General features: G+C 40.1%; 15 protein-coding genes and 6 tRNA genes. 19 read left to right on the top strand and 2 right to left on the bottom strand.

Features of this window, described 5'->3' with window-relative positions:
• Positions 1 to 5 precede the first annotated feature (5 nt).
• From pknB to BLR54_RS04650, 19 genes are all read left to right on the top strand, one after another.
• Complete coding sequence (gene pknB, locus BLR54_RS04740; RefSeq protein ID WP_090417500.1) at positions 6 to 1,880, top strand: Stk1 family PASTA domain-containing Ser/Thr kinase; 1,875 nt, start codon at positions 6 to 8, stop codon at positions 1,878 to 1,880.
• A 3-nt stretch (positions 1,881 to 1,883) separates the two neighbouring features.
• Complete coding sequence (rsgA, locus tag BLR54_RS04735; RefSeq protein WP_090417498.1) at positions 1,884 to 2,771, top strand: ribosome small subunit-dependent GTPase A; 888 nt, start codon at positions 1,884 to 1,886, stop codon at positions 2,769 to 2,771.
• A 9-nt stretch (positions 2,772 to 2,780) separates the two neighbouring features.
• Positions 2,781 to 3,434 carry a ribulose-phosphate 3-epimerase gene (gene rpe / locus BLR54_RS04730; RefSeq protein ID WP_090417496.1) on the top strand — a complete coding sequence of 218 codons (654 nt, stop codon included), beginning with the start codon at positions 2,781 to 2,783 and terminating at the stop codon, positions 3,432 to 3,434.
• A complete protein-coding gene (locus tag BLR54_RS04725) occupies positions 3,431 to 4,081 on the top strand; it encodes a thiamine diphosphokinase (RefSeq protein ID WP_090417495.1) in 651 nt (216 codons plus the stop codon). The genes rpe and BLR54_RS04725 overlap by 4 nt, the downstream gene beginning before the upstream one ends.
• Positions 4,082 to 4,099: 18 nt before the next feature.
• Positions 4,100 to 4,825: a GDSL-type esterase/lipase family protein gene (locus BLR54_RS04720; protein ID WP_176761852.1), complete on the top strand. Its 726-nt coding sequence runs from the start codon at positions 4,100 to 4,102 to the stop codon at positions 4,823 to 4,825.
• A gap of 93 nt (positions 4,826 to 4,918) precedes the next feature.
• Entirely contained in the window at positions 4,919 to 5,137 is a 219-nt protein-coding gene (locus tag BLR54_RS04715) for a cation transporter (protein ID WP_090417491.1), read from the top strand.
• Positions 5,138 to 5,193: 56 nt separating this feature from the next.
• Positions 5,194 to 7,065 (top strand): heavy metal translocating P-type ATPase, encoded by a 1,872-nt coding sequence (locus BLR54_RS04710; protein ID WP_090417489.1) that lies wholly within the window; start codon positions 5,194 to 5,196, stop codon positions 7,063 to 7,065.
• A gap of 94 nt (positions 7,066 to 7,159) precedes the next feature.
• Entirely contained in the window at positions 7,160 to 7,516 is a 357-nt protein-coding gene (locus BLR54_RS04705; protein WP_090417487.1) for an ArsR/SmtB family transcription factor, read from the top strand.
• A gap of 162 nt (positions 7,517 to 7,678) precedes the next feature.
• Positions 7,679 to 7,753 (top strand) — tRNA-Pro (locus tag BLR54_RS04700).
• Between the two features lie 21 nt (positions 7,754 to 7,774).
• Positions 7,775 to 7,845: transfer RNA gene (locus BLR54_RS04695), tRNA-Gly, on the top strand.
• 26 nt (positions 7,846 to 7,871) lie between these two features.
• Positions 7,872 to 7,945: transfer RNA gene (locus tag BLR54_RS04690), tRNA-Arg, on the top strand.
• Between the two features lie 25 nt (positions 7,946 to 7,970).
• A tRNA-His gene (locus BLR54_RS04685) sits at positions 7,971 to 8,044 on the top strand.
• 48 nt (positions 8,045 to 8,092) lie between these two features.
• Positions 8,093 to 8,164, top strand: a tRNA-Gln gene (locus tag BLR54_RS04680).
• Positions 8,165 to 8,218: 54 nt separating this feature from the next.
• Positions 8,219 to 8,291, top strand: a tRNA-Lys gene (locus BLR54_RS04675).
• Positions 8,292 to 8,460: 169 nt separating this feature from the next.
• The gene (locus BLR54_RS04670; RefSeq protein WP_090417485.1) at positions 8,461 to 8,808 is read left to right on the top strand and encodes a type II toxin-antitoxin system RelE/ParE family toxin; all 348 of its coding nucleotides are present in this window, start codon (positions 8,461 to 8,463) and stop codon (positions 8,806 to 8,808) included.
• Positions 8,805 to 9,095: a helix-turn-helix domain-containing protein gene (locus BLR54_RS04665; protein ID WP_176761851.1), complete on the top strand. Its 291-nt coding sequence runs from the start codon at positions 8,805 to 8,807 to the stop codon at positions 9,093 to 9,095. The genes BLR54_RS04670 and BLR54_RS04665 overlap by 4 nt, the downstream gene beginning before the upstream one ends.
• A 106-nt stretch (positions 9,096 to 9,201) precedes the next feature.
• Positions 9,202 to 9,417 (top strand): DUF3791 domain-containing protein, encoded by a 216-nt coding sequence (locus tag BLR54_RS04660; RefSeq protein WP_090417481.1) that lies wholly within the window; start codon positions 9,202 to 9,204, stop codon positions 9,415 to 9,417.
• A gap of 9 nt (positions 9,418 to 9,426) precedes the next feature.
• On the top strand, positions 9,427 to 9,654 hold the full coding sequence (locus tag BLR54_RS04655; protein ID WP_090417479.1) for a hypothetical protein: 228 nt from the start codon (positions 9,427 to 9,429) through the stop codon (positions 9,652 to 9,654).
• 213 nt (positions 9,655 to 9,867) lie between these two features.
• Positions 9,868 to 10,812: a phosphatase PAP2 family protein gene (locus tag BLR54_RS04650; protein WP_090417477.1), complete on the top strand. Its 945-nt coding sequence runs from the start codon at positions 9,868 to 9,870 to the stop codon at positions 10,810 to 10,812.
• Between the two features lie 89 nt (positions 10,813 to 10,901).
• Here the strand turns inward: BLR54_RS04650 and BLR54_RS04645 are convergent, their stop codons facing one another.
• A complete protein-coding gene (locus BLR54_RS04645) occupies positions 10,902 to 11,648 on the bottom strand; it encodes an SIMPL domain-containing protein (protein WP_090417474.1) in 747 nt (248 codons plus the stop codon).
• 18 nt (positions 11,649 to 11,666) lie between these two features.
• Entirely contained in the window at positions 11,667 to 12,311 is a 645-nt protein-coding gene (locus tag BLR54_RS04640) for a type I phosphoribosyltransferase (RefSeq protein ID WP_090417472.1), read from the bottom strand.
• Between the last annotated feature and the right edge of the window lie 93 nt (positions 12,312 to 12,404).

Genomic DNA, 12,404 nt, shown 5'->3' with positions numbered 1-12,404 from the left:
AATACATGATTACACAAGGCGTATTTATAGCAGATAGATATGAGATAATTGATAAAGTTGGTTCAGGCGGAATGTCTGATGTTTACCGTGCAAAGGATCACATCCTTGGCCGTGAGGTAGCTATTAAAATCCTTAAGCAGGAGTTTTCTGAGGATGCTACCTTCGTTGCTAAGTTTAGAACAGAGGCTCAGTCTGCAGCAGGCTTAGAGCATCCAAATATTGTAAATATCTATGATGTAGGTTCTGAAAATGGAATGTATTTCATCGTTATGGAATATGTAGAGGGTATCACATTAAAGACTTACATCGAGAAGAAGGGCCAGCTTAATTTCAAAGAGGCTATCAGTATCGCTATTCAGGTTGGTCGTGGTATCGAGGCAGCTCATCAGAAGGGCATCATTCACCGTGATATTAAGCCACAGAACATTATCATTTCTACAGAAGGAAAGGTTAAGGTTACTGACTTTGGTATCGCTAGAGCAGCAAGCTCTAACACTATCCATGCTGACCTTATGGGATCAGTTCATTATTCTTCTCCAGAGCAGGCTAGAAATGGCTTCGTAGATGGCAAGAGTGATATCTATTCACTTGGTATTGTTATGTACGAAATGGTTACTGGTCGTGTTCCATTTGATGGGGACAACACAGTAGCTATTGCTATTCAGCATCTTCAGGAGGAAATGGTTGCACCTAGCGCATATGCACCAGACCTTCCTATTTCACTTGAAAAGATTATCCTTAAGGCTACCATGAAAAAGGCTGATAGACGTTATCCTACTATTTCAGATATGCTTATGGATTTAAAGAAAGCACTTGTTAGCCCTAACGAGGATTTCGTTACAATCGTTGAGTCTGATTTGGGTCAGACAAAGGTTATGCAGAAGGTTACTCCAGAGGAGGATCAGAGCCTTTCAAGACGTGCAGCAGAGGCTCTCACCTTCGAGGATGAATATGATGACGAAGATGAGTACTACGATGACGAGTACTATGACGATGATTATGATGATGACTATGATGACGAGTACGAGGATGAGTCAAAGATGGACAGAATCCTTACAATCTCTGGTATCGTAGCAGCTATTGCAATCGTTGCTATTATTGTTGCAATCGTTGGTAACATGGCTGGCTTATTCAGCTTTGGTTCTAAGAAGGTCACAATGATTAATGTGGTTGGTACTCAGTATGAGGAAGCGTTAGGCAAGCTTGAAGATATTGGTCTTACAGAAAAGAACGTAGTTATTTCTTATGAAGCAAATGATGCTGAGGATGGCATTATTACAAATCAGTCAGTGGCAGAGGGCAAGGAGTTCTCTCTTAACGACACACTTAGACTTACAGTTTCTGGTACAGAGGAAGCTGGTTCTAGCGACAGTGGCAGCTCCCAGAAGACTGAAAACAAAGACAGCTCAGCTGAAGCAGATGGTGATAAGGTTGCAGTTCCAAGCGTAGTTGGATTAACTCAGGCTGAGGCAACTCAGACATTATCAAATTCAAACATTACAGTTACAAGCACTTCACAGGAATTCTCTGATGATGTTGCTTCAGGTAGCGTAATTAGCCAGTCAATCAATGCAGGTGAGATGGTAGAAAAGAATTCTACAATCACTCTTGTAATCAGTAAGGGACCAAAGGAAGTTAAGTATACATACAGCATTCCAAATCCATACGATGGTGAATGTACATATGAGATTGCTGAAATTGGTAAATCAGGAACAATTCCAAAGAATGGTTCTATTAATATTTCAGAGGTTTCAATTGCAGAGCTTACTGTAACACTTACTTACACACCAATGTACATCACAGGTGATGGTACTGAAGCTCCAAATCCAAACGCTACTGAGACTTCTACACAGAAGGTTAAGGGAACACCAAGTAACTAATTTATGATTGGAAAAATTATTAAAGGTATTGCCGGATTCTACTACGTTCAAGTGGAAGAATCCGGTATATACGAATGTAAGGCCAAAGGGGCCTTTAGAAAAGATAAAATAAAGCCTCTGGTTGGAGATGACGTTGAAATCGATGTCATTTCTGAAGAGGAAAAGACGGGCAATGTAGTAAAGCTTCTACCACGTAAGTCTGAGCTTATCAGACCTGCTGTGGCAAATGTGGATCAGGCATTGCTCATTTTTGCTACTAAAAACCCTGAGCCAAATCTTAATCTTTTAGACAGATTCTTGTGCATGATGGAAGAACAGCAGCTCCCAATCACAATCTGCTTCAACAAGGATGATTTGGCAGATGATGGCTTTGAGGCCCAGATGCGAAGCACCTATGAGGCAGCAGGCTACAAGGTAATCTTTACTTCAGCCAAGGAAAAAGCAGGAATCGACCCAATCAGGCAGGTGCTTAAGGGCAAGACCTCTACAGTGGCAGGGCCATCTGGTGTGGGAAAAAGCTCCATTGTGAATCTTCTTACAGAAGGTCATAACATGGAGACTGGTGAAGTGTCTGAAAAGATTGGAAGAGGAAAACACACCACCAGACATTCAGAGCTTTTATATCTTGGGGAAGATACTTACATTATGGATACACCTGGCTTTTCATCGTTGTTTGTTCCAAAAGTTGAGCCAGTAGATTTATATACCTTATTCCCAGAGTTTATCGAGCCCGCCGCCAATTGCAGATTTACAGGCTGTGCCCATCACAAGGAGCCGGACTGTGGAGTGAAGGCTGCAGTGGAGAAAGGCACAATTGCTCAAAGTAGATATGAAAACTATCTACAGATTTATCTTGAAATGGTAGAACAGCAAAATAATAAATATAGGTAGGAGACAACTATGGAAAGATGTTTGGCACCATCAATTTTATCAGCAGATTTTGGAATACTTAAGGAGCAGCTTCAGCTTATTGATGAGGCGGGAGCGCAGTACGTTCATTTCGATGTAATGGATGGTTTGTATGTACCTAGTATTAGCTTTGGTTTGCCTGTGCTAAACACAATCCGTAAATACACCGACAGACTGTTTGATGTTCATCTTATGATTATGGATCCGGAGCGCTATGTGAAGGATTTTGCTGAGGCAGGAGCAGATATTATCACAGTTCATGCTGAGTCAACAAAGCATCTTGATGCAACAATCGATTTGATTAAGAAATCTGGAGTTATGGCAGGTGTTGCCCTTAATCCAGCAACTCCAATATCTGCTATCGAGCATGTTTTGGATAAGGTGGATATGGTTCTTATTATGACTGTAAATCCAGGCTTCGGTGGTCAGAGCCTTATTCCATATACTGTGGATAAAGTAAGAGAGCTTTCAGAGCTTTGTAGACAAAAGCATCTTAAGCTTGATATCGAGGTGGATGGTGGTATTAATATGGACACTATCGACCAGGTGTTAGAGGCTGGCGCAAATATCATCGTGGCTGGCTCTGCAGTGTTCAAGGGGGATATAAAGGCCAATACAGAGGCGCTCTTGGAGAAAATGAAATGATTACCTTTATCGTAGGCGCTATGCCGCTTGATGAATATACTAAAAATATAATGCTTAAGGTTCCTGAAAGGGAACGAATGATAATAGCCTGTGACAAGGGCTATTTTCATTTAAAGGAAGCAAAGCTGGTTCCAGACTTAGTTATTGGTGACTTTGATTCTGCAGGAGAAGAGCTTTATAAGGAGCTTGTGTCCCAGGGGATTAATGTTGTTAAGTTGAATCCTGTAAAGGATGACACTGATGTGGAAGCAGCCTTGAAATATGCCTTTGACAATTCCACAGGGGATATAGTTATCCTTGGTGCCATAGGTGGAAGGTTGGACCATACCCTTGGAAATATTGCACTTCTTGGCATGGCTTTAAAGAATGGGCGTAAGGCTTATCTTTGGGATAGAACAAATCGTGTTCAGATGATAGAGGGCGGTCAGTCTATAACCCTTGAAAAAGCATTAGATTATAAATATGTTTCTGTATTCCCTTATGGAGGCTTAGCTGATGGGGTAAATATGGAAGGCTTCAAGTATCCTGTTTCAGATGGGACTATAGAGGGCTTTAATACCTTAACTGTCAGCAATGAGCTTATAGAGGATACTGGTGAAATCAGTATAAAAAAAGGCTATCTAATTGTTATGGAGACTAAGGATTAGTCGATGGGGAAAGCTGTTATGGATAAATATACTTTTTTGAAAGGTTTATTTCATAGAAAGATGATTATATTACTAGTTGCATTTGTTTTATTATTTGTGGTGCTATTTAACTCCGGTATGTTTGGAGGAAAGGATACAAGAGTTAGAATCACCTGTGCAGGAGACAGCATTACCTACGGAAGTGGTGTTCTTAAAACTCGAGAGATTGATTGTTATCCTTCTCAGCTCCAAACAAAGCTTGGCACAGGCTATTTGGTTTCTAATTTTGGACTTAGAAATGCTACAGCATCAGCAAAAGGGGATTTACCTTATTTAGAATCAGAACAATATAAGGAATCCCTAGAATCAAATCCGGATATAGTGGTTTTGATGCTTGGAACCAACGATGCTAAAACCTACAACTGGAATCAGGAGGAATATGAAGCGGGGCTTAAAAAGCTATTGGCTAGTTATCAAAATCTAGATAGCAAGCCGGTGGTATATTTAATGCGAAGCCCATATTGCTTTGCTATAAATGAAAACGGACATGCTGAATATAGCATCCAGGCAGATGTAGTGACTGGAGAGCTTGGAGATAGCCAGCAAAAGGTTGCCCAGGAAATGGGAGTGGAGATAATAGATTTATTTGCCGCCACTGAAGGAAGAGATGAGCTTTACACAGATGGAGTTCATTTCAAGGCTAAGGGCTACGACTTAATTTCAGATGTTGTACGTGATTATATTACAAAACCTGTTGACAAATAAGGTCGACAGGTTTATATTTTAGTTAAACATATGAACAGATATTCAAATGTTCAAATTAATAAAATCGGATTGCGAAAAGCATAGGAGGAAATTATGAAGAAGACTTACAAGATTGAAGTGGATTGCGCAAACTGCGCAAATAAAATGGAGCAGGCAGCTAAGGATACAGCTGGTGTAGCAGATGCTAATGTAAATTTTATGGCTCTTAAGATGAACGTTGAGTTCGTAGAGGGCGCAGATGTAAAGGCTGTTATGGCTGAGGTTCTTAAGAACTGCAAAAAGGTTGAGGACGACTGCGAAATTTATTTGTAATTTTTGCAAGGAAGTTTTACATGCTCCCGCAGGAAAGTTAATTTGAGGTATACGACATGACTAAGAAGCAAAAGAAGGTTTTGATTAGAATAATAATAGCTGCGGTGCTAATGGCCGTGTTGCTGGTTCTTCCTCTTGAAGAGGGCAGCATTCTCAGATTCCTGCTGTTCTTGGTGCCATATTTTGTTATTGGCTACGACATTTTAAAGAAGGCATTTAAGGGCATTAAGAACAAGCAGGTATTTGATGAGAATTTCCTAATGGCTGTTGCAACAGTTGGTGCTATGGCTCTTGGAGAATACACTGAGGGTGTGGCAGTTATGCTGTTTTATCAGATTGGAGAGTTGTTCCAGTCTTATGCAGTTGGAAAGAGCCGAAAGAATATTTCAGCACTTATGGATATCAGACCTGATTTTGCAAATATAAAGCAGGATGGAAAGCTGGTTCAGGTGGATCCAGATGAGGTTGAAATTGGAACCACAATTATTGTTCAACCTGGTGAAAAGATTCCAATTGATGGTGTGGTTATCGATGGTAGTGCGTCTTTGGATACAGCCGCCCTTACAGGCGAGAGCGTGCCTAGAATGGCCAAAATCGGTGATGAAGTAATATCAGGCTGCATTAATATGTCTGGTGTGCTTTCTATTCGTACAACAAAGGAATTTGGGGAATCTACAGCTTCAAAGATTTTAGACCTGGTGGAGAATGCTTCTTCAAAGAAGTCAAAGCCAGAAAACTTTATTTCAAAATTTGCCAGAGTATACACACCGGCAGTTTGTTATTCTGCCTTGGCGTTAGCTGTAATTCCGCCAATATTAAGCCTTATTATTGGGGTTGAGCCAAATTGGTCACAGTGGATTTACAGGGCTCTTACTTTCCTTGTAATTAGCTGCCCATGTGCACTTGTAATCAGCATTCCACTTACCTTCTTTGCAGGGATTGGTGGAGCCAGTCGCGAGGGCGTGCTTGTTAAGGGCTCCAACTATCTGGATTTACTTTCACGTGCCAAGTATGTGGTTATGGACAAAACAGGTACACTTACAGAAGGTGTATTTGAAGTGACAAAGATTGTACCAGAGGGGATTTCAGAAGCTGAACTTTTAGAGACAGCAGCTGTTGTGGAGGCCTTTTCAAATCATCCTATCTCAAAAAGCCTAAAAGAGGCCTATGGACGTCCTATAGACTCTACAAGGGTAAAAAATGTGCAGGAGGTTCCTGGAGCAGGAATTAAGGCGAATATCGGGGATACAAGCGTAGCTGCAGGAAATGAAAAGCTTATGGCTAGCCTTGGCTTATCCGTAAATACGATAGCCGAGCCAGGTACAGAAATTCATGTAGCTATTGATGGAGTTTATAAAGGATATATTCTTATTTCTGATAGATTAAAGGCTACCTCTAAGGATGCTGTTGCAGCAATGAAAAAGGCTGGAGTGAAAAAGACTGTCATGCTTACTGGAGACTCAAAACAGGTGGCAGATATTGTGGCAGCAGATTTGGGCTTAGATGAAGTTTATTCGGAGCTTCTTCCTGCTGACAAGGTTACAAAGGTGGAAGAGCTTTTGGAATTCAAGCTTCCAAAGGAGCAGCTCATATTCGTTGGAGATGGCATTAATGATGCGCCAGTATTATCAAGGGCAGATATAGGTGTTGCTATGGGTGCGCTTGGTTCAGATGCGGCTATAGAGGCAGCAGATGTGGTGCTTATGGATGACGACCCAAAGAAGATTGCAAAGGCAATTGGCATTGCTAAAAAGTGCATGAGAATAGTTTATGAGAATATCTATTTTGCAATCGGTATCAAGGTTGGATGTTTGCTACTTGGTGCAATTGGTATAGCCAATATGTGGTTTGCTATTTTTGCAGACGTAGGTGTTATGGTTATTGCTGTTCTAAATGCAATACGTGCACTTCGTGTGAAAAACGTTTAAACTGATAATATAGGTTTGTTGCTGACAAGAATAAAGGTATACTTAGGCTTGTCAGCACAATGATTTATTTTGAGAAAAGGTTGGGATATTTATAATGATAAAACATGCAGAATGCTGTGATGAACAGTGTGTACATAAAAACTTAGTGGATAAGGTTTTAGCAGAGCTTCCAGACGAGGATGCTTTGTATGATCTTGCTGAGCTTTTTAAGGTATTTGGAGATAGCACACGAGTTAGAATTTTGATTGCTTTATTCGAGGCTGAATTATGCGTTTGTGATATTTCAGAAGCACTTGGTATGACTCAGTCAGCAGTATCACATCAGCTTCAGATTCTTCGTACAAATAAGCTTGTAAAAAGCCGTCGTGAAGGAAAGCAGATTTATTACAGTTTGGCAGATGAGCATGTGGTTACAATCATAGCTCAGGGGCTTTCTCATATATTGGAGTAGGCCTTTAAAATAGGGCGTTTAGGAATTGTCGGAATATCAGATATTTTGTATTAAATTCTAACAATTAAATTTTGAAAAATGTGTTGACATTAGCTTGGTTCTCATATATACTTCTTTTTGTTCGCGAGAGAGATACGAAAGAAACAAGCGAACAACGCATATCGGGGTGTGGCTCAGTTTGGCTAGAGCACCTGGTTTGGGACCAGGGGGTCGCAGGTTCGAATCCTGTCACCCCGACTTAGAAAATTTTAAAGATATGCGGGTGTGGTTCAATGGTAGAACATCAGCCTTCCAAGCTGAATACGTGGGTTCGATTCCCATCACCCGCTTTTAAATTTCTAAAACATTTGAATATGTGTCAGTAGCTCAGCTGGATAGAGCAACGGCCTTCTAAGCCGTGGGTCGGGGGTTCGAATCCCTTCTGGCACATTTATACGGTTTAATTATCAGTATGGTGGGTGTGGCACAGCTGGTTAGCGCGTCGGATTGTGGTTCCGAAGGTCGAGGGTTCGAACCCCTCTACCCACCCTGTTGCGGTAGTAGCAACTTTTTAAAATAGGGCGTCATTTCCCTTGTTGGGCTATCGCCAAGCGGTAAGGCACCAGATTTTGATTCTGGCATTCGCTGGTTCGAATCCAGCTAGCCCAGTTTCGAGTCTATGCCTTTTTATTTTAGGCAAAGCCTTGTACCAAAACTTAATATGGGGTTGTAGCTCAGTTGGTAGAGCACCTGACTTTTAATCAGGTTGTCGGGAGTTCGAGCCTCCTCAGCCTCAGCAAATGAAAGCCTTCAGACTTATGTCTGGAGGCTTTTTTCGTGTACATATATAGGGGCATGCTTATGAATAAAATTATATATGTGTGAACTGTTGAAAGGGTATAAAGGTGATGCCTTGACAATATGTCTTATACAACATATTATAATTATAGGAAGGATCTATATTAATGTACGAGATTGAGCTGTACGATACGGAGGAAGGACGATGTCCTGTACAAGAATTTTTGGATTCTTTAGAACCCAAAATGCATGCGAAAGCACTAAGAACTATTGATTTATTGGAAACTAATGGTCCTCAACTCAGAGAGCCTCATTCTGGCCCTATGGGAGATGGAATATTTGAACTTAGGACCAAGCAAGGCTCAAATATTACAAGAGTGTTCTACTTCTTCTTTATTGGGCAGAAAGCTGTTCTTACTAATGGATTTGTAAAGAAGACTCAAAAGACCCCAAAAGCAGAACTTGAGCTAGCGAAGAAGTATAAGGCCGATTATGAACGGAGGTATTGCAAATGAGTAGTTATAGAGAATATAAAGAAAAAGCATTAGAGAACCCTGAGGTCAAAGCAGAGTATGATTCTCTTGAAGCTGAGTATGATATTATTCAGGCAATGATTGATGCACGAATTAATCAGCATATGACACAGAAGGATCTTTCAGCCAAAACAGGTATTACACAGGCTGATATTAGCCGTATTGAGAATGGAACACGCAATCCTAGCCTTGCAATGGTAAAAAGACTTGCAGAAGGCTTGGGAATGCAGCTGAAGTTAGAGCTTGTACCTAGAACAGCAAAGCAATAGGAGAAAGCCTTTGGAATCGTTGATTCTAAAGGCTTTTTCTTTTATTGAGTAATCTGTTATAGTATTATTGATGTAAGAGTTAAACTCGACAGAGGAGATTAAATATATGAATCAAGAATCTTTTTCATTTGTAATATATATGATTCATGCTTGTGCTAATAAGTGGGGCAAACTACCTTCCGAGGTTTATTCTATGCTTAGTAGTGTTGATTGCATAAATAATTATTTGGTTAAACATTTTGATATAATTCATACTCAAAGCACGGCTTACGTTATTGATGACATTACAGATTATTTAAATGCAAGAGGTGTTAAAATTTGAGGTTAAATAATGGACGATAAAGTACTAGAACAGGTATATCAGGAAAGCTTGGAAGAGCGATTAATTTCTTATATAGCAAAAGAAAACAATCTTTCTTTGGAGAAAGCAATGGCTATCTACTATGGCAGCAAGCTTTCAAATAAAATAAATCAAGGCAAGGAAGGAATGCAGTATCTAGACTATAAGGTACTTGCGGATATATTAAAAGAGACAGAGCCGGAGTTGTTTGAAAAATAGTCTTCTATATGAAGACTATTTTTTTACTGGTGACAGATTGTAATCAGTTTGTGATAAACTGTCACCAACTAGTTAGAAATAGATATGTGGTGTGTGACATGTGTGTGATATCTGGCGTGATACTATGTCCATGTTGGTAAGTAAAAAAGAAGACGAGTTATCAGTAACTCGGAAAATAGAAGTTGTTAAATAGTGTATGTGGAGGGCAGAGGTATGGAGTTAGATATTCAATATTTATTATTGTTACAAGATTTGAGAAATGCAACAGGTGGCATTTTTGATGAGTTTTTCAATGCGCTTTCTAAAATAGCAGTAGATGTAATGCCAATGCTTCCATTTTTTGTATATTGGTGCGTTAGTAAAAAATGGGGATATAGATTTTTAGCATGGTACAGCGGTGGAGAGCTGTTAAACGGAGTGATTAAGCTGACAGTATGTGCGTACCGCCCATGGATTAGATCAGATTTAATTGAGCCTGCAGGTGATTCCAAGGTGGCAGCTACAGGCTATTCCTTCCCAAGTGGGCATACCACTAATGCGACAATTCATTATGGTGGTACAGCAGCGTGGCAGTGGAAAAAGAGAAGATGGGTAGCGGTTATATGTATTGTCTTATTGGCGTTGACTGGTTTTTCTAGAAATTTCTTGGGCGTGCATACTCCACAGGATGTAGCAGTGGGATTTGGTGCAACAGCAATATTAATGTTCATCATCGCAAAGGTTCAGGAAAAGCTTGAAGGAAATGAAAAAGCTAAGGACATTCTAACTATTCTTGGAATAGTGTTGGTGGTAGTCGTGCTTATTTACATTCAGGTGAAGCCATATCCTATGGATTATGTGGATGGAGAACTACTTGTAGATCCTTATAAAATGATGAAGGATACCTTTAAGGCTGCTGGAATGTTTTTAGGTTTTGTACTAGGAAGCTTTATTGAGAGACATTATGTTCATTACGAGATTCCAGAAGGTGGAAAGAATCTTCCAATACTTGGATTTATTGGCGTAGTGATTGTCTTATCTTGGAAAGAATATATGGGCAGCGCAATTTTCTGTGGAATGCTTGGAAATAACTGGGGAAGCTTCGTTGCAAGATGTATTATGATGATATTTGCAGTTGCATTGTATCCAATGCTTATTAAAAAATGGGTTAATGAATAATTATTTGTAATTAGATAAGTTGTTCGTGGATTTATTAAAAGACACAGAGTTGAAAAAAGCCTCCAGACTTTTGTCTGAAGGCTTTTCGTTTATTTCAATCCATATTCAAGTCGTACGGTGATAGATGCTGTTTTGTGTTTTGAGGATGTGTCGAAGGCTCCGTCGTAGGAGTAGCTGCTAGTGCCTGTGTTCTTGGCGGTGATTTGGAAAACGCCAAGAGTTGAGTTGTTAAGCTTCCCAACCTTTGCACCAGTGTTCTTGGCCATAATATCGATACGTTCCTTTGCGTTTGCAGAGGCTTTGTCGATAAGGTCAAGCTTCAAGTCATCAAGGCCTGAATAATAGTATTCAGGGGACTCAGAGGTGAGCTCCACACCCTGGTCAAGGAGTGTGGAAATCTCCCTTGATATTTTTTCTATAGTATCAATGTTAGAGGATGTGATGGTAATACTCTGTGTAAGTTGATAGCCTGTTGGTACTGAACCAGAGTAGTTTCCATTTTCATCATAAACATCATCATAGGTTCTTCCAATATCTACTGAGTTAAATACAGCCTCTTCATCAGTCACTCCATTATCAGAAAGATATTTCTTAACTAGGTCAGCATCTCCTTTGATTTTGCTATAGGCTTCCTGTGAAGTGTAGGCAGTTGCTGAGAAAGAACCCCTCCAGATAATAATATCTGCATCAAAATCAACGCTGGCACTTCCGGTGGCTGTAATCACATGAGAGCTTTCTGCTCTGAAATGAGAAAGACCAAAAGCAAGTGCAACACAACTGATAACAATGCAAAGACCAATTATTAGTGCGGTTAACCAATTACATTTCTTTTCCATAACAAATCCTCTATATATTTATTTAAGTTCTGAATAACCAAAAGAATTTACGATTGCGTCAATTTTAACTCCCTGTTTGCAAAGTGGGCAGTCATGAAGTGGATATGAGTTGTAGTTTGGAATATCCTCGTCATGGAACACTGCTGTAATCTCAATATCACCTACTTTTCGAACTGCAGAGAAAATAGCGCAGGCGCCACTGATTTTAGCTCCATAGTATTTTACGCATTCTGCAAGACTTTCCAAGGTGCGACCAGTGGAAAGAGAACCAAAGAGTAACAATACATTTTTATCACGAACAGTCAGCTGCATATTGTCACGGAAGATACTTTGACCTGTAGAGGTAAGCTCTGGAGAGGTGACATAGATAGTCTTGTGCTGATTGTAGTTTGCTACACCTGCCTTTGTAAGCTCTTGTGCCAGGAAGGTTCCAACAACCTCCATATCGTCGGCGCACACGATTGTATCAACTGGAGTGGATACAGAATAGTGCATAGCCAAAAGCTGGGCAACACCCTGAGCCTCATTACATCTGGTTTTCATGGTGCCAATTTCCATATAGTTGGTGATATGTGAGTGATTGGTTGCGAAATGACCAGGAATAATCTTTAGAGCCACTTCAGAATTAAGTGGTGCAGGAATCTTCGTATACTCTTTTAGCATAATAACCCCCTTTTTGAAACTACTCAGAGCCCAGTATCAAAGAAGATATTGGGAATGAATAGCCGCCAATGTGAATAATTCTCCTACATGTAG

This window comes from Pseudobutyrivibrio sp. YE44 (assembly GCF_900104335.1).
Classification (GTDB): Bacteria; Bacillota; Clostridia; order Lachnospirales; family Lachnospiraceae; genus Pseudobutyrivibrio.
The sequence above is the reverse complement of the archived record's forward strand: the minus strand, read 5'-3'. Positions and strand labels throughout refer to the sequence as shown.

What these genes read in the sequence shown, in the direction of transcription:
- pknB (WP_090417500.1), top strand. Translation starts at nt 6, where the DNA reads ATGATTACACAAGGCGTATTTATAGCAGATAGATATGAGATAATTGAT.
- rsgA (WP_090417498.1), top strand. Translation starts at nt 1,884, where the DNA reads ATGATTGGAAAAATTATTAAAGGTATTGCCGGATTCTACTACGTTCAA.
- rpe (WP_090417496.1), top strand. Translation starts at nt 2,781, where the DNA reads ATGGAAAGATGTTTGGCACCATCAATTTTATCAGCAGATTTTGGAATA.
- BLR54_RS04725 (WP_090417495.1), top strand. Translation starts at nt 3,431, where the DNA reads ATGATTACCTTTATCGTAGGCGCTATGCCGCTTGATGAATATACTAAA.
- BLR54_RS04720 (WP_176761852.1), top strand. Translation starts at nt 4,100, where the DNA reads ATGGATAAATATACTTTTTTGAAAGGTTTATTTCATAGAAAGATGATT.
- BLR54_RS04715 (WP_090417491.1), top strand. Translation starts at nt 4,919, where the DNA reads ATGAAGAAGACTTACAAGATTGAAGTGGATTGCGCAAACTGCGCAAAT.
- BLR54_RS04710 (WP_090417489.1), top strand. Translation starts at nt 5,194, where the DNA reads ATGACTAAGAAGCAAAAGAAGGTTTTGATTAGAATAATAATAGCTGCG.
- BLR54_RS04705 (WP_090417487.1), top strand. Translation starts at nt 7,160, where the DNA reads ATGATAAAACATGCAGAATGCTGTGATGAACAGTGTGTACATAAAAAC.
- BLR54_RS04670 (WP_090417485.1), top strand. Translation starts at nt 8,461, where the DNA reads ATGTACGAGATTGAGCTGTACGATACGGAGGAAGGACGATGTCCTGTA.
- BLR54_RS04665 (WP_176761851.1), top strand. Translation starts at nt 8,805, where the DNA reads ATGAGTAGTTATAGAGAATATAAAGAAAAAGCATTAGAGAACCCTGAG.
- BLR54_RS04660 (WP_090417481.1), top strand. Translation starts at nt 9,202, where the DNA reads ATGAATCAAGAATCTTTTTCATTTGTAATATATATGATTCATGCTTGT.
- BLR54_RS04655 (WP_090417479.1), top strand. Translation starts at nt 9,427, where the DNA reads ATGGACGATAAAGTACTAGAACAGGTATATCAGGAAAGCTTGGAAGAG.
- BLR54_RS04650 (WP_090417477.1), top strand. Translation starts at nt 9,868, where the DNA reads ATGGAGTTAGATATTCAATATTTATTATTGTTACAAGATTTGAGAAAT.
- BLR54_RS04645 (WP_090417474.1), bottom strand. Translation starts at nt 11,648, where the DNA reads ATGGAAAAGAAATGTAATTGGTTAACCGCACTAATAATTGGTCTTTGC.
- BLR54_RS04640 (WP_090417472.1), bottom strand. Translation starts at nt 12,311, where the DNA reads ATGCTAAAAGAGTATACGAAGATTCCTGCACCACTTAATTCTGAAGTG.